Raw genomic sequence first — 19,898 nt, forward strand, 5'->3', positions numbered from 1 at the left:
GCCCATGCGTGACGCAGTGATCGTCGATGCCGTGCGGACCCCGGTCGGCAAGCGCGGCGGTTCCCTCGCCGGCATCCACGCCGTCGATCTGTCCGCCCACGCCCTGACGGCTCTGGCCGAGCGCACCGGCCTCGACCCCGCCACCGTCGACGACATCGTGTGGGGCACCGTCTCCCAGGTCGGCGAGCAGGCCGGCGTCGTCGGCAGGTTCGCAGCACTCGCCGCGGGCTGGCCCGAGTCCGTGCCCGGTGTCTCCGTCTCCCGCGCCTGCGGCTCCTCCCAGCAGTCCGTGCACTTCGCCGCGGGCCTGGTCACCGCCGGTCAGTACGACATCGCCGTCGCCGGTGGCGTCGAGTCGATGAGCCGGGTGCCGATGGGCTCGGCCCGCAGCGTCCCGGAGGCCGGCAAGGCGTACGGCCCGCTGGTCCTCAACCGCTACTTCCCGGACGGCGACGGCGAGTTCGACCAGGGCGTCGGCGCCGAACTGATCGCCGAGCAGTACGGCTTCAGCCGCGCCCAGCTCGACCAGCACGCCCTGGACTCGCACGAGCGCGCCGCCCGCGCCATCGACGAGGGCCGCTTCACCGGACAGATCACGCCCGTCACAGTCACCGCCGAAGACGGCACCACGCGCGTATTCGACACCGACGAGGGCGTCCGGCGCGGCTCGACCCTGGAGAAGCTCGCGAGCCTCAAGACGCCGTTCAAGGCAGACGGTGTGGTCAGCGCGGGCAACTCGTCCCAGATCTCGGACGGCGCCGCCGCGCTGCTCATCACCACGAGCGAGATCGCGCGGCAGAACGGCTGGACCCCGATCGCCCGCGTGCACACCGCGGTGCTCGCCGGCGCCGACCCTGTCACCATGGCCCTCGGCCCCGCACCTGCCACCGCCAAGGCTCTCAAGCGCTCCGGCCTCTCCATCGGCGACATCGGCGCGTTCGAGATCAACGAGGCGTTCGCCCCGGTCACCCTGGCCTGGCTCAAGGAGACCGGCGCCGACTACTCGCTGATGAACCCGCTCGGCGGCGCCATGGCCATCGGCCACCCGCTCGGCGGCTCCGGTGCCCGTCTGATGACGACGCTGGTCCACCACATGCGTGACAACAACATCCGCTACGGCCTCCAGGCGATGTGCGAGGCGGGCGGCATGGCCAACGCGACGATTCTCGAACTGCTCTGATACATCCGGAAGTTCACACCAAAGCAGAAAGGGGAGGGCCGCCCGCCGGCGGCCCTCCCCTTTCTGCTGCGTCAGCCCTTCGGAGCGAGAGCGTCGATCGCGGGCACGTCCAGGCCGACCTCTTCCAGGACCTCGCGGGTGTGCGCGCCGACCATCGGCGCGGGGCTGGGGGTCGCGGCCGGAGTCCCTTGAAAACGAGGGGCGGGCGCCGGCTGGAGCAGACCGTTGTCGGTGTAGTACGTGCCGCGGGCCACGTTGTGCGGATGTGTGGCGGCCTCGGTCAGCCCGTACACCGGCGTGACGCAGGACTGTGTGCCGTCGAAGACCTTGGTCCACTCCTCGCGGGTGCGCCCTGCGAAGATCTCGGTGAGCCGCTCCCCCATCGCAGGCCAGGCCGCCCGGTTGTGCTGCTCGGCGAACAGCGGGTCGTCGCCGAGGCCCAGGACGTCACGGAGCACCGCGTAGAACTGCGGCTCGACGCTGCCGACAGCCATGAAGCCGCCGTCGGAGGTGCGGTAGGTGCGGTAGAAGGGGGCGCCCCCGTCGAAGAGGTTGACGCCACGCGCGTCCTCCCACCGGTCGACTGCCAACAGACCGTGGATGAGGGAGAGTTGTACGGCGGTGCCGTCGGTCATGGCGGCGTCGACGACCTGGCCCTTGCCGGTGCGGGCCGCGCTGACCAGGGCGGTGGTGATGCCCAGCGCGAGCAGCATGCCGCCTCCGCCCATGTCGCCGAAGAGATTCAGCGGGACGGGCGGGTTCTCGTCGGCGGCGCCGAGCGCGCCCAACGCACCTGCCACGGCGATGTAGTTGATGTCGTGACCGGGAGCCTGGGCCAGCGGCCCGTCCTGACCCCAGCCGGTCATCCGGCCGTAGACCAGTTGGGGATTACGGGCCAGGCACGCCTCCGGGCCGAGGCCCAGGCGTTCGGCGACACCGGGGCGGAAGCCTTCGATGAGCGCGTCGGCGCTGTCGACGACGGCGAGGACGGCCTCGACGCCCGCCGGGTCCTTGAGGTCGAGGGCGACCGAGCGGCGGCCCCGGTGCAGGATCGGGTGCTTGGAGGCGGTTCCGGCTTCGGCGGGGCGGTCGACGCGGATGACTTCGGCGCCCTGGTCGGCGAGGAGCATGCCGGCGAAGGGCCCCGGGCCGATGCCGCCGAGCTCGACGACGCGGATGCCGGCCAGCGGTCCTGCGGAGGGTGAGGTGGAGGGGGTGGAAGTGGCGGCGGTGGGTGCAGTGCTCACGGAAGGGCGGCTCTCTCGGGCGGCGGGAAAGGGAACGCGGGCGGAGGGCTTCGGGAAGGGCGGAAATGGGGAACGGCCGCCCTGCCGTGGGTGGGGCAGGGCGGCCGGAGTGCGCCCGGGCCGGCCCGCCGGGGGTGATCGGGCGGCCCGGGCACGTCGGGGCGGACCTACAGACCCAGGTCCTTCGCGATGATCGTCTTCATGACCTCGCTGGTGCCGCCGTAGATGCGGGAGACACGGGTGTCGGCGTACAGACGGGCGATGGGGTATTTGAGCATGTAGCCGTAACCGCCGTGCAGCTGCAGGCACTTGTCGATGACGCGCGCGGCGACCTCGGTGCAGAACAGCTTGATCTTGGCGGCGTCGGCGGGCGACAGCTCGTGCCGGTCGTCGAGTTCGATGCCCTTGTCGACCATGGCCTGGGCGGCCTCGACCTCGGCGGCGCACTCGGCGAGGACGAACTTGGTGTTCTGGAAGGCGGCGACCGGCTTGCCGAAGACCTGGCGCTCCTGGACGTACGCCTTGGCGAACTGGATCGCGGCGCTCGCGGTGGCGACACCGCCGACGCCGATGGAGAGGCGCTCGCGAGCGAGGTTGTTGCCCAGGTAGGAGAAGCCCTTGCCGACCTCGCCGAGGACGTTCTCCACCGGCACCTTGACGTCCGTGAAGGACAGTTCGGAGGTGTCGGAGGCACGCAGGCCGATCTTGTCCAGCTTGCGGCCGTACGCGAAGCCCTCGCTGTCCGTCGGGACGACGAGCAGTGTCAGGCCGAAGCGGCGGTCCTCGGCCGTGGGCGGGGAGGTGCGGGCCACGACGACGCACAACTCGGAGTTGAGGGCACCGGTGATGAAGGTCTTCGCGCCGTTGAGGACGTAGTGGGTGCCGTCGTCGGACAGCTCGGCCCGCGTCCGGATGCCCGCGAGGTCGGAGCCGGTGCCGGGCTCGGTCATCGCGATGCACAGGGTGATCGCGCCACTGGCGATGCCCGGCAGCCAGCGCTCCTTCTGCTCCTCGTCGGCGATGTTGAGCAGGTACGGCAGGACGATGCCGGTGGTGACGGTGTAGTGCCCGAAGGAGACCGCGGCTCGCGCACACTCCTCGGTGATCACCGTCTGGTACTTGTAGCTGGTCTCGCCCGGGCCGCCGTACTCCTCGGGGATGCCGAAGCCCATGACGCCCAACTCGCCGAGCTGGTGGAAGAGTTCACGCGGGACGCGGTTGTCCCTCTCCCACTCCTCGTAGCGCGGGGACACCTCCTTGGCGATGAAGTCCCGGACGACGGACCGGAACGCCTCGTGGTCCTCGTTGTAGACAGTGCGCTTCATATCTCGTCACTCCTGGGATTCAGCGGTATCCGCCGTCGGCGGTCAGGACCTGGGCGCTGATGCGGTTGGACGAACACCTCGTCGCCGACGGTGACTCTCGTTGTCCGGCCAGCAAGTTATTACAGATTCACTTTCTTGCTCGTTTGGCCAGGTGTCAAGCCATCTTTTGTTGAGAGTGATAGTTTTCAATGCATAGCACGGTGTGCGGTCGGCGGTCAGGACGCCGCCGCCAGGCGCGCCGCGTCGCGGTCGGGGTCGACGAGGAGGAGCGCGGCAACGGCCCCGATGATCATCGTGAAGCCGAGGACCAGGAAGCCGTCCCCGTAACCTGCCGCGGCGGACGTGCCGGCGTCGACCAGCCTGCCGATCACCAGCGGGGCCACGACCCCACCGAGGCTGTAGATGCCGGTGACGATCCCGAACACGGTGCTGCGCTGACCGGTCGGCGCGACATCGGCGAGCCCGGCGAAGGCGACGCCGTATCCCGCGGAGTTCAGACAGGCACCGATGACGAGCAGCGTCATCTGCGGAACGCCACGGTCCAGCGAGGAGAAGGCCACCGTGCACACCCCGGAGGCGAGCACCATGGCGGCAGGCAGAATCCCGCGGGCGACACGGTTTCCGACCCCTCTCCTGGTCAGGGCGCTGGAGAGGACCCCGACGAGGATGACGGCGACGGCGGCACCGAGGAAGGGGAGGACGACCAGCTTGCCCGCGGTGGTGGCGTCGTAGCCCAGACCGTCGCGCAGGTAGAGCGGCAGCCAGCTGACGCCGACGGAGGTGTTGGCGTACGCGACGAAGAACAGGAGCGCCATACCGATCAGTGTTCCCGTGGAGAACAGGCGTCGCAGCGGCACATGCTCGGGCAGCGCCGTCGCCGCTACGTGGTGATCGCCTGCCCGCGCGCCCTCGGGCCCGGAGCCACCACCGAGCAGCCAGAGCACAGCGAAGACCGCACCGAACGCCGCGAGGACACCGAAGGCCGCGTGCCAGGAGTACGTCTCGATGACCCAGGTCAGCACAGGGGCCGCGATCAGTGGGCCGGCCCCGGCGCCGGCGATGACGATCGAGCTGGGCACGGTCCGCCGGTGCGCGGGGAACCACGAGTGCGCCACCTGCATCGCCAGCGCGACGGTCGGCCCCTCCGCGAAGCTGAGCAGTACCCGGCAGGCGACGATGGTGGTGAAGCCGACCTGGGCGGCCATGGGCACGAGGCTGAGCACCCACAGCGCGGCGATCCCGGCCAGGAGCCAGCGCGCCCGCACCCTGCCCCCGAGCCAGCCGCCGAGCACGGAACCGACGGCGAAGAGCCAGAAGAAGCTGCTCTGGATGACGCCGAACTGGGAGCTGTCCAGGCCCAGTTCCCTCTTCATGCCCACGCCGGACAGGCCCACGACGACCTTGTCGGCGAAGTTGACGAGCATCAGGCAGACCAGCAGCGCGAGGACGAACCACGCCCGGCGCCGCACGGCGGGCACACGGGCCCCAGAGGCGGTCGCAGACGGCAAGCCGGGCACTTCTTGTCGATCGACGGCCATGGCGGCCCTCCCTGATCCAAGGGGCTGATGTGAGCAGGAAGTGAAACACCTCTAACCAAGGTGCACAATGGATCAGACGGAGTTTCCGGTGCACAGAGCGATCACGCAGCACCTGAGTGATTTCTGTCTAACGCCACACCATGCGGTTTACTTGTTGATCACGGTGGTGCTCGGATGTTGTACCTTTGCCGAAGACGGCCGGACGGTGAGGGGCGAACTGGGATGCAGACGGAAGCGTCGGGTCGGACGACCGCGCGCAGACCCCCGGACCGCAAGGCGCGGATCGTCGCCGCGGCAGCCCGGCTGTTCCGCGAGCGCGGCTACCACAACGTGTCGGTGGCCGACGTGGCGGCCGAGGTCGGCATCACCGCACCCGCCCTCTACCGGCACTTCCGAGGCAAGCCCGATCTGCTGCTCCACGTCGTGGACACCACGGTCAACACGATCCTGGAGTCCCTCGTCGCGGCTCCGGACCTGGATTCCTACCTCCGCACGACGGCCAACGAGACCATGGACCGTCGCGGCTCGGCCGTCCTGTGGCAGCGCGAGGCCAGGCACCTGCCGGAGGACCGCCGCAAGGAACAGCGCCGCGCTCTAAACGACGTCGCCGACCGGATCGCCGCCCTGATCGGGGACGAGCGCCCGGACCTCGACGAGCCCGACCGCCAACTCCTCGCATGGTCCGTCCTGTCCGTGTTCGGCTCCATCTCCTGGCACCGCACGTCGCTGCCCCGCCGCCGTTTCGAAGAACTCCTCTACCGGCTCGCACACGCCGCCGCGCACTGCCCGCTCGGGGCGAGTACCGGCGCCGAGGCGGGAACTGCGCCGGGTGGATACGCGGGTCTCGCGGTCTCCCGCCGCGAGGAGATCCTCGTCGAGGCGATCCGCCTCTTCGACGAGCGGGGCTTCCAGTCCGTGAGCACCGACGACATCGGCGAGGCCGCCGGAGCGACGGGCCCCAGCATCTACAAGCACTTCCCCACCAAGACCGACCTGCTCGTGGCCGCCGTGATGCGCGGTGGCGAGCAGCGGCGCGCGGGCACGGCACAGGCACTCGCCAAGCCCGGCACCCCGCGTCAGACCCTCGACCGGCTGCTGCGCTCGTACATCGAATTCACCCTGAGTCAAAGCCACTTGATCGGCCTGCTGATCGGTGAACTGGACCAGCTCCCCGAGAAGGAGCGCAAGGCGGCCCGGCAGAATCAGCGGGAGTACCTGGCACTGTGGGTGCGCCTGCTCGACGAGGTGCGCCCCGGACTCGACACCGCCGAGGCCAGGATCGTCGTCACCGCGGTGCTGACGGTCATCGACAACGCGGCCCGTACGGGCTCCACGGGCGACCGCACGGATCTCGCCGACCGCCTCGCCGAACTCGGCACGGCACTGCTCCTGAGCGAGAACCCGCCCGCATAGATTCGTGGCCGGCAGACCGCCCCCCTGGTGTGCCTCCCGGGACGGGGAAGCTACCCTGGCCGACGTACCGGACACGGGGTGCCCCGCACGAGGGCTGAGATCACACCCGTCGAACCTGAACCAGTTAGCACTGGCGGAGGGATGTCAGCCAATGTCGTTGCCCCATGCCTCAAGCAGCACCCGGGCCACCGGACCGCGCTCCGTCTTCGACGGGCGGATGCCCGCGGCGCCCGGTGACCTGCACGTCGAGGCGCGCGGAATCGCGCCGGTTCCCGAGGCCCACCGCTATGGCGGCGCCGGGCGCCTGTTCACCGTGTGGTTCGCCCCGAACCTGACCATGACGGGCGTCTTCACCGGCACCGTCGGCATCGCACTCGGCCTGGACTTCGCCACCGCACTGGCCGCCGTCGTCATCGGCACCCTCGTCGGCGCCGTGCCCACCGCGTATCTCGGTACGTGGGGCAGCGCGACCGGCGCGGGGCAGCTCCCGCTGGCGCGGCTCGCGTTCGGCCGGGCCGTCGCGGTGCCCGGCGTCCTGCAGTGGCTGTCGTCGGTCGCCTGGGACGCGCTGATCGGCCTGTTCGGCGGTGACGCGCTCGCCCGGCTGTGCGGCTGGCCGTTCTGGGTCGGCGTGCTCGTGATGATGCTGGCGCAGGGCGCGCTGGGCGTGCTCGGTTACGAGGCCGTCCACCGGCTCCAGAAGCTGATGACCTTCGTACTGGCCGCCGCCTTCGTGGTCCTCGCCGTCAAACTCCTCGACGGTGTCCATCCGGTCGCCAACGGGGCCGCGCACGGCGCCGACCAGGCCGGTGCGTTCGTCCTGACCAGCACGATCGCGCTCAGCCTGTCCCTGTCCTGGGCCCCCTACGCCAGCGACTTCAGTCGCTACCTTCCGGCGGCCACATCCCGTAAGCGCATGTTCTGGTTCACCCTCCTCGGCGTCACCGTTTCCTTCGTCGCCGTCCAGGCGCTCGGGTTGTGGGGCGCCTCCGTCTTCACCGACCAGACCGCGCGCGGCGTCGACGAGCTGCTCGGCGGCGGCGTTCTCGGCTCCTTCGGGCTCCTCGCCGTGGCGCTGGCGGCCCTGTGCAGCAACGCCATGAACGACTACAGCGGCTCGCTGGCCCTGCAGACCATCGGCGTCCGGATCCCGCGGCCGCTCGCGGCGGCGCTCGCCGCGGTGCTCGGCTTCCCGCTGGTGCTGTGGATGCACGCCGCCGACACCGCGGCCCGCTTCCAGAACGTGCTGCTGTTCGTCGGCTACTGGATCCCCGGCTTCGTCGCTGTCGTGGCCGTCGACTGGTTCGCGCGCGCCAGGGCCCGGGGCGGCGCGCCGGTCGACCTGGCCGCCGAGTCCGCCCGGCCGCAGCCCTGGTGGCCCGGGCTCCTCGCCTTCGTCGCCGCCTTCGCCGCGGCGGTCCCGTTCATGGACAGCGGCCTGTACGTGGGCCCGGTCGCAAAAGCCCTGCACGGCGCCGACCTCGCGTACTACGTGGCCTTCGTCGCCGCGCTCGTCGTGTATGCGCCCCTGAGGCTGCGCCGCCCGACCGCTGACGCCCGCACCGCACCGTACGAGGAGGCCCGCGCATGACCGTGCCTGCGAGCGGCGGACGCGTCGCGCCGCCCCGCGTCCTGACCGTCGCCGGATCGGACTCGGGCGGTGGCGCCGGGATCCAGGCCGACCTCAAGACGATGCTGGCGCTCGGTGCCCACGGCATGAGCGTCCTGACGGCCGTCACCGCGCAGAATTCTCTCGGGGTCCAGGGAGCGTGGGAACTCCCCGTCGACGCGGTGCGCACGCAGTACCGCAGCGTCGTGGACGACATCGGCGTCCAGGCGGTCAAGACCGGGATGCTCTCGTCGCCGGTCCTCGTCGAGGCGGTGGCCGAACTGCTCGCCGGCACGGACGCCCCCGTGGTCGTGGACCCGGTGAGCGTCTCCAAGCACGGCGATCCCCTGCTCGCCGAGGACGCGCTGGACGCCGTACGCACGAAGCTGCTGCCGGTCGCGACGGTGGCCACGCCGAATCTGGACGAGGTGGCGCAGCTGACCGGCCTCGCCGTCACGGACGACGACGGCATGCGCCGGGCCGCGGCACGGCTCCTGTCGTTCGGCCCGCGCTGGGTGGTCGTCAAGGGCGGCCACCTGCCCGGGGCGGCCGTGGACCTGCTCACCGACGGCACGCAGGAGCACTGGCTGCGCGCTCCCCGCCACGACAACCGGCACACGCACGGCACGGGTTGCACCCTGGCGTCGGCCGTCGCCGTGGGCCTCGCCTGTGGCCTGCCCGTGCCGGAGTCCGTCCGCCTGGCGAAGGAGTACGTCACGGGGGCGATCGCCGCCGGGTTCGCGCTGGGGTCGGGCATCGGCCCGGTGGACCACGGGTGGCGCCTGCCGGGCGACCGGTCCATGGGTGCCGGGAAAACGGACTGACTCCGCCAGGTACCACCTGGTGGACGCGCAACACGCCCACCTGCACACAATCAGGGCCCGATGGGCGTGACCGCCCTCCCATCCACTTGACTGTTGCCATGACCACCCTGCCCCGCCAGCATCAACAGGACCCGCCGACCGGCCACATGATCGTGTGCGGTGGTGACGCGCTCGCCGAGCGGCTCGCCGCCGAACTGCGCGCCGTGTACGGCGAGCGGGTCACAGTCGTGGTGCCCTCCGTACGCGTCACCAGGCAGGGCGCCGGTCCGGCCGGGCGGGCGCGGGCGGCCGCCCTGCTCTCGCGGATGCAGGCGGTCATGAGCCGTACCGTGTCCACCGTGGCCGGCGACGGCGTTCCGCCGCCGCGGGTCATGGAGGCGCCGGAACTCGACGAGGAAGCGCTGGCCGAGGCCGGTGTGGCCGACGCCGCCGCGCTGGCCCTCGTACACGGCGACGACGAGACCAACATCCGGGCCGCCCTGGCCGCCCGCCGCCTCAACCCCCAACTGCGCCTGGTCATCCGGCTCTACAACCGCAAGCTCGGCCAGCACCTGGAACACCTCCTCGACCAGGCCGCCGCGCTCTCCGCCCCCGGCGTCGACCCCGAGGCACTGGACACCACGACGACCGTGCTGTCCGACGCCGACACCGCCGCACCGGCGCTCGCGGCCACCGCCGTCGCCGGAACCAGCAAGGTCGTCCAGGCCGACGGGCTCCTGCTGCGCGCCGTGGAGCGCACCCCGCCGGGCCGGGGCGAGGTCGCCGACCCCGGCCTGTGCACCCTCGCCCTGCTGTCCGCGACCGCCAACGACCCGGCGGGCGCCGAGGGTTCGGACGTGGGCGGCGAGGAAGGCCCGCTGCTGCTGCCCGACGAACGCACGGTCGCCGCCGCGACCGGGCGTGGCACGGTGGTCCTGGAGGCCGTCTCCCCCACGGTCGCCACTCCCAACGGCCGTGCGAGCAGCCGCCGCATGCCGCTCGGCTCGCTGTTCTCGCGCCGGCTGCGCTGGTCCCTCGCCGGTCTCGTCACGAGCGTCCTCGGCCTCGCCGTCGCCTCCTGGGCCACCACCGGCGACCACCCGCTGCACGCCGGATACCTCACGCTCCTCGACCTGTTCGCCATCGACGACCCGGCCATCGGGGAGCCGCTCGCCCGTCAGCTCCTCCAACTCCTCACGGGGCTGGCCGGACTGCTCCTGCTGCCCGTGCTCCTCGCGGCAGTCCTCGAAGCGCTCGGCACCTTCCGTACGGCATCGGCCCTGCGCCGTCCGCCGCGCGGCCTGTCCGGTCACGTCGTGCTCCTCGGCCTCGGCAAGATCGGCACCCGCGTCCTGGCCCGCCTGCGTGAACTCGGCATCCCCGTCGTCTGCGTGGAGGAGGACCCCGAGGCGCGCGGCGTCGCCCTCGCCCGCCGCCTGCGCGTACCGACCGTCATCGGCGACGTCACCCAGGAAGGAGTCCTGGAGGCCGCCAAGGTGCACCGCGCCCACGCCCTGCTCGCCCTCACCAGCAGTGACATCACCAACCTCGAGGCCGCGCTGCACGCGCGGTCGGTCAAGCCCGATCTGCGGGTGGCGCTGCGCCTGTTCGACGACCGCTTCGCGACCGCCGTCTACCGCACGCTCCGCTCCGCGCATCCCCGGGCCCTGACCCGCAGCCGGAGCGTCTCCACGCTCGCCGCACCCGCGTTCGCGGGCGCCATGATGGGCCGCCAGATCCTCGGCGCCATCCCCGTCGAGCGCAGCGTGCTGCTCTTCGCCGCCCTCGAAGTGGCGGGACATCCGCTGCTCGACGGCCGGACCGTCGCCGACTCGTTCCGGGCCGGTGCCTGGCGGGTGATCGCGCTCGACGCGACGGCGCCGAGCGAGCGGCGCCCCGACCTGGCCGCGTCCCCCGCCGACGACGACCCCGACCGCCCCACGGGTCTCGTGTGGGACCTTCACCCCGGGTATGTGCTGCGTACCGAGGACCGCGTGGTGCTCGCCGCGACGCGCCAGGGCCTGGCCGAACTCCTGCGGCACGGCCCCCTGGCCCGTACTCGTGCAGGCGACCCCTAGGAGGCCCAGTGCCCGGTGTGATCACCACCTCTCACCTTCTGCACGAGCCACCCGGCGAAGTGTGATCATCGGCTCTCCGCGCGCCTTATCCTTGATCCCGCCACACCCCTCCCGCTCGTCCTCGCGCTCGCGCGGGGCGAAGTACGTTCCGTGGCAACCAATTTGACGGGGCTGTCTTTCAAGGGTGGTGCGCAGGTTGTTGCTGGCGGATCGGTACCGGTTGCACAAGGCGATAGGCCGCGGCGGTATGGGTGAGGTGTGGCAGGCGACCGACGAGATGCTCGGCCGGCCCGTGGCCGTGAAGCTGCTCCTCGCGCAGGACGCGGACCCGTCCGCGGCGGCCAGGTTCCGCATGGAGGCCCAGACTTCGGCGTCGCTCAGCCACCCGCACGTGGTGGGTGTCTACGACTTCGGCTCCTGGGAGCAACGCTTCTACCTCGTCATGGAACTCGTCGAGGGCGGCAGTCTGGCCCACGAGACCGCGGGCGGCGCGCGGCTGACGCCGGAGCGCGTGGCCGACATCGCGACCGGCGCGGCCGCCGGTCTCGCGGCCGCCCACCGACAGGGCGTGGTGCACCGGGACATCAAGCCGGGCAATCTGCTGCTCACCTCCGACGGCACGGTCAAGCTGGGCGACTTCGGCATCGCCCGCTTCCTGGACGATCCCGCCGCCGGGCTCACCACCACCGGGCAGATCGTCGGCACCGGCCTGTATCTGGCGCCCGAGCGCGCCCTCGGCAAGAACGCGGGCCCGCCGTCCGACGTGTACTCGCTGGGCTGCGTGCTGTATCAACTCCTCACCGGAAACCCGCCGTTCCGCGCCGACACCGCGACCGGCCTGCTCTACCAGCACGTCGACGCCGCGCCCGTGGCCCCGGGGCGGCTCGGCATCCAGCTGCCCCCGTCGTTCGAGAACTATCTGCTCGGCCTGCTGGCCAAGCAGCCGGAGGACCGGCCGACGGCCCAGGAGGTCACGGACTGGTTCCGTACGGGTGCCTGGCAGGGCCGTCCCGAACCCCTCCCGGAGCCTGTGCCGGTGGCCCCCGCGCCTGCGCCCGTGCCGCACCGTCACGCCGCCCCGGAGATCCGGACCACTTCCACGACCTATCAGCTGCCGTCGTCCGGCCGGGCGTCACGCCGCGGGGCGGCCCGGCGCGGCGGCGTCATGGCGGCGGCAAGACGCAGACCGAGAACCATCGGGGCCATCGCCGCTGCCGCTCTCTTCGTCGCGTCCCTCCTGATCGGCATGGCGTGGTTCGCCCCCGACGACAGTGCCGCGACCACACCTACGGGCGCACCGTCGCCCGCGTCCGCGCACTGACGGGGCGCGCGTTCCGGCGGAGCACGCTGCGGCGATGATGGGTGCGCCGTCTTCTGACCGACCACCATGGAGCTCACACCGTGCACACCCGATCCTGGGCCGATCTCGCCGTCCACCGCAGCCGGGTACGCGGTTGCCTCCTCGGCGGCGCGATCGGTGACGCGCTCGGGTACCCCGTCGAGTTCCTCTCCCTCGACGCGATCCGCGCCACGCACGGCGCGGCCGGGGTCACCGGCCTGGCGCCCGACGCCGACGGTGTGACGGGCCGGGTCAGCGACGACACCCAGATGACCCTGTTCACCGCCGAGGGGCATCTGCGGGGGTACCGCCGCACCCGGGACCGCGGCATCGGCGGCGCGGAGGCGCAGATCGTCCGCGACGCGTATCTGCGGTGGCTGGAGACGCAGAACCACCCCGGTCCGCTGCCCGAGGAGGACCTGCGCCACCGCATCGGGTGGCTGCGGCACGAGCCCTGGCTGTACGCGCGCCGCGCGCCCGGCAACGCCTGCCTCAGCGGCATCGAAGCGGGCTTCGCCCCCGACCCGTACGGAAAGCCCACCGGTGAGCCGGGGCCGGTGAACCCGAACTCCAAGGGCTGCGGCGCCGTCATGCGCTCCGCGCCCTTCGGCCTGACCGACCTGGGCGCCCGCCGGTCGTTCGAACTCGCCGCCCAGTGCGCCCAGATCACGCACGGACACCCCACCGGCTATCTCGCCTCCGGTGCGTTCGCCGCCCTCATCAGCCACCTCGTCGACGGCGAGTCCCTGGAGGGCGCGGTGCTGCGCACCCTGCGGCTGCTCGCCGGTTACCGGGGCCACGAGGAGACCACGGCCGCGCTGACCCGGGCCGTCGCGCTCGCCGAGGAGGACGGCGACGCGACCCCGGAGAGGGTCGAGACGCTCGGCGCCGGATGGGTCGCGGAGGAGGCCCTCGCCATCGGGGTGTACGCGGCGATGGCCCGTACCCGTCCGCAGACCTTCTACGTCGGCAAGGAGGGCACTGTGTGCAACCCGAAGCCCCCGCGCACCCCGATCGAGGCCGCGTTCCTGCTCTCGGTCAACCACTCGGGCGACAGCGACTCCACGGGCTCCCTGTGCGGCAACATCCTCGGCGCGCTTCACGGTGACGTACACCTCCCGCACCAGTGGCTGACGGAGATCGAGGGACGTACCGCCGTCGCCCGGCTCGGCGACGACATCGCGGCCGAGATCCGGCCCGGCGAGAAGCGTCCCTGGAACTACTGACGCCGCGGCCCGTGCCGGCCGGCCAGCACCGCCCGCTCCTTCGCCGCGCGCACCGACGCCGACAGCCCGTCGATGTCGTACGCCCCGTGGTGGCGCCGTCCGTTGACGAAGAACGTGGGGGTGCCCGAGACGCCGCTGAGGTCGGCCGACTCAAGGTCCTCGGAGACCCGCCCCACTCCGCTGTGCGCCCGCAGGTTCTTGTGGAACCGGTCGGTGTCCAGGCCGAGTTCACCCGCGTACTTGAGGAGGTCGGCAGCCCGCAGCGCGTCCTGGTGGGTGAACAGCAGGTCGTGCATCTCCCAGTACGCGCCCTGCTCACCGGCAGCTTCTGCCGCCTCCGCGGCGAGCTGGGCGTGCGGGTGTACGTCGTTCAGGGGCAGGTGGCGCCAGACGTAGCGGATGTCGCCGAAGCCGGCGAGGAGTTCCCGCACGACGGGTTCGGCCTGTCCGCAATAAGGGCACTCGAAGTCGCCGTACTCGACAACCGTCACGGGCGCGTGCCGCGGTCCGCGCATGTGGTCACGGTCCGGGTCGACCGGCACGGCCAGGTCGACGATGCCTTCGGCCGTTCCGAGGAGGGCCCTCATCCGGGTGGGGCGGGGCAGGACTCCGATGACCCAGGAGACCAGCCAGGTCATCAGGAACGCGCCGACGACCGCGCTGAGGATGCCGATCTTCGCCTCGGCCAGTTGGTCGCCGTCGAACGCGAGGGTGGCGATGAGCAGGGCCACCGTGAATCCGACACCGGCGATGGTTCCCCCGGCCGTGGTGGCGCCCCAGCCGACGGACGGGCGCAGCCGGCCGCGGCTGAGCCGGGTCGTCAGCCAGGCCGCGCCGACGATGCCGAGCGGCTTGCCGAGGACGTAGCCGAAGAGGATGCCGAGGGTGATCGGCGAGGCGAACGCGCGGGCCAGTTCGCCGCCGCTGAGCTCGATGCCGGCGTTGGCGAGGGCGAACAGCGGCACGATCACATAGCTGGTCCACGGGTGGTAGAGGCGCTGCAGCCGCTCGTTGGGGGACAGGGCCGACGCGAGGCCCCGGCGGACCGACCGCTCCAGTTCGGGGGTCGGCTGCTCGCGGAAGAGCCGGAACAGGCCGCTCGCCCGCTCCAGCGCGGTGCGGCTCGCCGGGTACGCGAAGGTCAGCAGCCCCATGGCCAGGCCGATCACGACGGGGTCCACCCCCGACTCCAGCAGCGCCACCCAGACCGCGCCGGCCAGGAGCACATACACCCAGCCGCGCCGGGTGCCGGTGGCCCGTACCAGCAGGATCACGCCGAACAGGCCGAGCGCCACCAGCAGGGCGGGAACGTCGATGTCTCCGCTGTAGGCGACAGCGATGATGATCAGCGCCACGAAGTCGTCGACGACGGCCACGGTCAGGATGAAGATGCGCAGCCCGCCGGGCAGCCGGTTGCCGAGCAGCGCCAGCATGCCGAGGGCGAAGGCCGTGTCGGTCGACATCGCGGCGCCCCAGCCGTGGGCCGTGCTCTGCCCCGCGTTGATGGCCAGGTAGACGGCGACGGGGACGACCATGCCACTGAGTCCCGCGACGAGGGGCAGCGTGACGCGCCGGCGTTCGCGGAGCTCCCCCATGTCGAACTCGCGCCGCGCCTCCAGGCCGACGACGAAGAAGAAGAACGCCATCAGGCCGCTGTTGACCCACTCCCGCAGGTCCAGCGACACCCCGGCGGACCCGATACGGACGGAGAAGTGCGTCCCCCAGAATTCCTCGTACGTGCCGGGTCCGATGTTCACCCAGGCCAGTGCCGCGAGCGCGGCGACGAGCAGCACGGAGGCGCTGCCGGTCTCGGTGCGCAGGAAGTCGCGCAGCGGTGTGCGCAGCTCCTCGCCGCTCGTCGTCTGCCCGTCGAACCCCGAGCTCATCGGCGGCATTCCCGTCTCTCGATGGCCCGCGCGGACCTGGCCGGCGGCTGCTCGGGCGAGCGCCCGAGCGCGGTGAGACGTTAGTGGACGCGCGGCGGTCGTGCGATTCGACACGGCGACCGTGGTCGAGTGCCCGCCCCGTGAGGCGGGCACTCGAACGGTCGGGTGACCTCAGCCGAGGCCGACCGCGAAGACGTGCAGGTTGCCGTTGTCGGGCAGCGTCACGCTCTTGATGTGCTTCCCTTCCGGTACGTCGAAGGGCTTGGTGGCGAAGACGTACGCGGCGGGCCCGGCGCCTCCTGACTGGTTGCGGTGGTCGGTGCGGGCCACGGTCGTGTTGCCGAAGACGGGGTCGGTCCCGCCGCCCGGCAGGGTCCAGTCGCCGAACGACAGATCCGCGGTGGCGGTGGAGCCGTCGGTGAACGTCACGGTGGCGCTGCCGCGCTGGTCGCTGTGCGTCGCCGAGCCCACGAACAGCAGCTTCCCGGCGTCCTCGGCCCGGTCCTCCAGGTCGATGCGCTGACCTGCGGCCACGACGTTGTCGGGCCGCCCCTGGGGCGCGGCGGGCCACACGAAGGACGTGCCCGCCACCTCGACGCGCGCTCCGCCCTTGAGGCCGGCTGCCTCAAGGCCCTGACGGGAGTAGGTGTTGCCGTCGCCGTCGTAGTCGCCCTGGCCGCGGTCGGCGTCGTCGGAGGAACCGGTGTTGTCGTACGCGGCGGCGAGACCGCCCTCGGGGGCGACGAGCACGAACACGGAGAGCTGGACGGGCTTGTCCCCGGGCCCCTGCCCGCGGACCGTCACCGGGATCTCGTAGTAGCCCTCGGCCGTGCCGGCCGCGGCCTTCACGGACAGGGCGAGCTCGCCCGAGCCGGTCTTCGCGTCGAGGCCGAGCCGCCCGCCCGCGGGCGAGACGGTCAGCCCTTCGGGGGCCTTCGCGGAGACGGTCAGTGCCTTGTCGTGCCCGGCCAGACGCCGGCCGTGGACGGTGACCTTCGCCGCGTCGCCGCCGGGGACGGCCGACGCCGCGTTGGGCGTCGCGCTCGCGAGGAAGGGACGCTCGCCCGAGCGGTAGGAGGGCGGCGCGGCCTTCGCGGATGTCGCCCAGGTCTTGTCCGGGGTGCCCGACAGCGTGAAGTCGAGGCGCGCCCCGTCCTTCACCGCGGACTGCGGGAGATAGGTGCGCTCCCAGGTGCGGCCGTCGAGCGCGAGCCCGTGGACGTACGGCGCGTCGGCGGACGCCTTCGGGGCACGGATGTCCAACTCCCCTCCCTTGCCGGGCAGATCGAGGACCGCGCGCTCGAAGAGCGGACTGTGCACGGCGAGATCCGGGGTGCCGGGTGTCGACGGGTACAGGCCGAGCGCGGCCCACACGTACCAGGAGGACTGAGCTCCCAGGTCGTCGTTGCCGGGCTCGCCGTCCGGAGTCGGGCTGAAGAGGGTGGTGGCGACGTCCCGCACGGCCTTCTGCGTCTTCCACGGCATGCCCAGGTGGTTGTACACCCACGGCACACCGAAGTTGACCTCGTTGCCGGCCCACATGTAGGGCTCGTTCGGCCCGGCGTTCAGCTTCGTGAAGAAGGTGTCGAGGCGGTCGGCGGCCGCGTCGCGCCCACCCATGGCCGTGATCAGACCCTCGGTGTTCTGCGGGACGAGCCAGTTGTACTGCGCCGCGTTGCCCTCGTCGAAGCCGTCCTGGCCGAACTTGCCCGGGGGCGGCGGCTGGTAGGCCGGGCCGTCCGGGAAGCGGCCGTCCTCGCCGCGCGGCTGAAGGTAGCCGGTGGCGGGGTTGAGGATGTTCTGCCAGTTCTGGCCCCGGCGGGTGAAGGTGGCGGCGGTGTCTTTGTCGCCCACGGCCTTCGCCAGCTGCGCGATGGCGAAGTCGTCGATCGCCCACTCCAGGGTGACCGATCCGCCCACGCGCTGATGGTCGCCGCGCGAGGCGTCGTTGTTGGGCATGTAGCCGCGCTCGACGTACTCGCCGATCCCGGGCCGTTCCTTGTACGCACCCGGGGTGTCGTCCACCGAAGTGGCGCCCTTGACCAGGTACTTCAGCGCCTTCTTGACGTCGAAGTCGCGGGCGCCGAAGGCGTAGAGGTTGGCGATGAGGGGGACGGAGTTGTCGCCCGTCATTTGGCCCGTGTAGTCGTTGGCCAGGGGCCAGCGCGGCCACCAGCCGCCCTGTTCGGCGTCGTTGACGAGCGACTGCGCCATGTCACTGGCCTGCTTCGGCCACAGCATCGCCTGGAGGGGCGCCAGCGAGCGGTAGGTGTCCCAGTCGGAGAAGTTCGCGTACTGGTTGTGTCCCGCGGGCAGCGTGCGCACCTTGTCGTCGAAGCCGATGTAGCGTCCGTCGGCGTCGTTGAAGGTGTTCGGGTGCATCAGCGAGTGGTACAGCGCGGTGTAGAACGTCTTCAGCTCACCGGTGTCGCGCCCGGCGACGCGGATCCTGCCGAGCGTGTCGGCCCACTGGTCGCGGGTCTGCCGGTGCAGGGCGTCCAGGCTCCAGCCGGGCACCTCGGCCGCCATGTTGGCCTCGGCGCCGTCCACGGACACGTACGACATGGAGACCTTGGCCCGCACCGTGCGCGAGTCCGCCGTCCCGAAGGTGAGGTAGGCGCCCGCCTTGGGGGCGTCGACCGAGTCGGTGTCCTTGGAGACGGTCTTGCCGTCCCACGTGCCGTGCGCGGTGAACGGGCGGTCGAAGGTGATCGCGTAGTGGACCGTGTACTCGTTGCCCTTGCCGCAGAAGTTGCCGGTCGTCGCGGACCCGGTGACCTGCCGGTCGCCGACGACGCGCAGGTCGGCGCGCTTGTTGCCGGAGAGGCTGGCACCGCCCTTCACCAGCACCTGGGCCGCGTCCGCCCCTTCGGGGAACGTGAACTGCGCCAGACCCGTACGCGTGGTGGCGGCCAGTTCGGCCCGCACCTTCGAGTCTCCCAACGTCACCGCGTAGTACCCGGGTTCGGCCTTCTCGTCCTCGTGCGAGAAGGACTCGGTCCGGTCCCACGGAGCCGACCCGACGTCTCCGGTCACGGGCAGGATCGGCACGTCGCCGAAGGCCGTGCAGCCGACCGAGGCGTGATCGAGGCTGAAGCCGCGGATCTTGTCGCTGTGGTACTGGTACCCGGCGTACGAGCCTGCCGTGTCCGGCGAGAACTGCATCATGCCGAACGGGGCGGCGGGGCCCGGGAAGTTGTTGATCTCACCGACGCTCGCCCCGCCGCGGCCCGTGCCGATGAGCGGGTCCACGTACGCGGCGGGATCACCCACCAGGGACGGCTTCGCCGCGGTGGCAGGGGACTTGGATGACGTAGACAACGTTGTCCTGGTTTCTGACAACGTTGTCGGATCAGCCGAGGCCACCGCCGACGCCCCCATCAACAACCCGGCAGCCAGCGCGGCGGCCACCGCACTGCGGGTTCTACGACTTCTCGCACGTGTCACACATGCCTCCGTGGAATAAGCGCGGCTCAGCCACCACACACTCCGGGAGCAGGTGCCGTTCGGTCAAGGGGAGTGCGCCGATTGCCTCTTGAGCCGCCGCGACTCCTCCTGCCCGGCCTCCCTGTCGAGCTACCTGGCGTTCCTGTCGAGCTTGAGGGCGTTGGCCCAGAGCGCGGTGGACGTCTCGACCAGCTCGTCGAGCGTGTCGTCCTCACCGAGCCCGTACGCGTAGTAGGCCATGCGGCTCACCATGCCCGAGAGCGCCCGCGCCGCCTTGAGGGGGTCGAGGTCGCGGTCCGCGAGCCCGCGGTCCTGGAGGTCCTTGATGGCGCGCGCGTTGCGGTCGGCGAACGCGCGGCTCCGGCGCCGGCGCACCTCCCGGAACCCGGAGTCACCGGCCGCGACCTGGTCGAGGATCAGCATGAGCTTCGCGTTGCGCTTGTACGCCTCGAAGTAGGCGCGGTTGCTGGCCTCGATCACGCCGACGGGCGAGCTGTCCTCGGGGTCGAGGCGCGGCATGCCCGGGTGCAGCATGTCGTCCTGCGCGACTTCGAGCACGGCCTGGAAGATCTCCTCCTTGCCGGCGAAGTACGTGTAGAAGGTGCCGGTCGAGCAGGCGGCCTCGGCGGTGATGTCGGTGAGGCGTGAGTCCAGATAGCCGTCGCGTTCGAACACGACGCGGGCCGCGGCCACGAGCGCGGCGCGGGTCCGGGCGCCGCGCGCGGTGGCGGGGGGGTCACGCAGGGCGGAGGTGTCCGCGAGCGAGGGGATGTCCTCCCCGTCCGGTGCGTGGCCGCGGGTGGTCAT

The 19,898-nt window shown here is 71.6% G+C and carries 13 protein-coding genes and 1 riboswitch; of the genes, 7 read left to right on the plus strand and 6 right to left on the minus strand.

Going from position 1 to position 19,898, the window contains the following annotated elements; genetic code table 11:
• The first annotated feature begins 4 nt into the window (after window positions 1–4).
• The gene (locus OG574_RS05060; protein ID WP_326772060.1) at window positions 5–1,180 is read left to right on the plus strand and encodes a thiolase family protein; all 1,176 of its coding nucleotides are present in this window, start codon (window positions 5–7) and stop codon (window positions 1,178–1,180) included.
• Between the two features lie 71 nt (window positions 1,181–1,251).
• On the opposite strand, the gene OG574_RS05065 is transcribed toward OG574_RS05060, so the two are convergent.
• The 3 genes from OG574_RS05065 to OG574_RS05075 all read right to left on the minus strand — a co-directional run bounded on the left by OG574_RS05065 (window position 1,252) and on the right by OG574_RS05075 (window position 5,260).
• Window positions 1,252–2,427: a CaiB/BaiF CoA transferase family protein gene (locus tag OG574_RS05065; protein WP_326772061.1), complete on the minus strand. Its 1,176-nt coding sequence runs from the start codon at window positions 2,425–2,427 to the stop codon at window positions 1,252–1,254.
• A gap of 167 nt (window positions 2,428–2,594) precedes the next feature.
• Window positions 2,595–3,752, minus strand: coding sequence for an acyl-CoA dehydrogenase family protein (locus tag OG574_RS05070; RefSeq protein WP_326772062.1), 1,158 nt, complete (start codon window positions 3,750–3,752; stop codon window positions 2,595–2,597).
• 215 nt (window positions 3,753–3,967) lie between these two features.
• Window positions 3,968–5,260: an MFS transporter gene (locus tag OG574_RS05075; RefSeq protein ID WP_326772063.1), complete on the minus strand. Its 1,293-nt coding sequence runs from the start codon at window positions 5,258–5,260 to the stop codon at window positions 3,968–3,970.
• A 252-nt stretch (window positions 5,261–5,512) separates the two neighbouring features.
• On the opposite strand from OG574_RS05075, the gene OG574_RS05080 reads away from it, so the two are divergent.
• The 6 genes from OG574_RS05080 (at window position 5,513) to OG574_RS05105 (ending at window position 13,758) form a co-directional block, all read left to right on the plus strand.
• Window positions 5,513–6,703: a TetR/AcrR family transcriptional regulator gene (locus tag OG574_RS05080; protein ID WP_326772064.1), complete on the plus strand. Its 1,191-nt coding sequence runs from the start codon at window positions 5,513–5,515 to the stop codon at window positions 6,701–6,703.
• A 64-nt stretch (window positions 6,704–6,767) separates the two neighbouring features.
• Window positions 6,768–6,862, plus strand: a riboswitch (TPP riboswitch).
• Window positions 6,855–8,294, plus strand: coding sequence for a purine-cytosine permease family protein (locus OG574_RS05085; RefSeq protein ID WP_326772065.1), 1,440 nt, complete (start codon window positions 6,855–6,857; stop codon window positions 8,292–8,294). Its footprint overlaps the riboswitch before it by 8 nt.
• A complete protein-coding gene (gene thiD / locus OG574_RS05090) occupies window positions 8,291–9,136 on the plus strand; it encodes a bifunctional hydroxymethylpyrimidine kinase/phosphomethylpyrimidine kinase (RefSeq protein WP_326772066.1) in 846 nt (281 codons plus the stop codon). The genes OG574_RS05085 and thiD overlap by 4 nt, the downstream gene beginning before the upstream one ends.
• 146 nt (window positions 9,137–9,282) lie before the next feature.
• Complete coding sequence (locus OG574_RS05095) at window positions 9,283–11,193, plus strand: potassium channel family protein (RefSeq protein ID WP_326778367.1); 1,911 nt, start codon at window positions 9,283–9,285, stop codon at window positions 11,191–11,193.
• A 220-nt stretch (window positions 11,194–11,413) separates the two neighbouring features.
• Entirely contained in the window at window positions 11,414–12,514 is a 1,101-nt protein-coding gene (locus OG574_RS05100) for a serine/threonine-protein kinase (RefSeq protein ID WP_326772067.1), read from the plus strand.
• An 80-nt stretch (window positions 12,515–12,594) separates the two neighbouring features.
• The gene (locus tag OG574_RS05105; protein WP_326772068.1) at window positions 12,595–13,758 is read left to right on the plus strand and encodes an ADP-ribosylglycohydrolase family protein; all 1,164 of its coding nucleotides are present in this window, start codon (window positions 12,595–12,597) and stop codon (window positions 13,756–13,758) included.
• Here OG574_RS05105 and nhaA read toward each other — a convergent pair.
• From nhaA to OG574_RS05120, 3 genes are all read right to left on the minus strand, one after another.
• Window positions 13,752–15,653: a Na+/H+ antiporter NhaA gene (nhaA, locus tag OG574_RS05110; RefSeq protein ID WP_326772069.1), complete on the minus strand. Its 1,902-nt coding sequence runs from the start codon at window positions 15,651–15,653 to the stop codon at window positions 13,752–13,754. The two genes, OG574_RS05105 and nhaA, sit on opposite strands and share 7 nt — an antisense overlap.
• Before the next feature lie 162 nt (window positions 15,654–15,815).
• The gene (locus OG574_RS05115) at window positions 15,816–18,965 is read right to left on the minus strand and encodes a GH92 family glycosyl hydrolase (RefSeq protein ID WP_326772070.1); all 3,150 of its coding nucleotides are present in this window, start codon (window positions 18,963–18,965) and stop codon (window positions 15,816–15,818) included.
• Window positions 18,966–19,220: 255 nt separating this feature from the next.
• Window positions 19,221–19,898, minus strand: coding sequence for a TetR/AcrR family transcriptional regulator (locus tag OG574_RS05120; RefSeq protein ID WP_326772071.1), 678 nt, complete (start codon window positions 19,896–19,898; stop codon window positions 19,221–19,223).

The sequence above is a fragment of the Streptomyces sp. NBC_01445 genome, assembly GCF_035918235.1.
GTDB lineage: Bacteria > Actinomycetota > Actinomycetes > Streptomycetales > Streptomycetaceae > Streptomyces.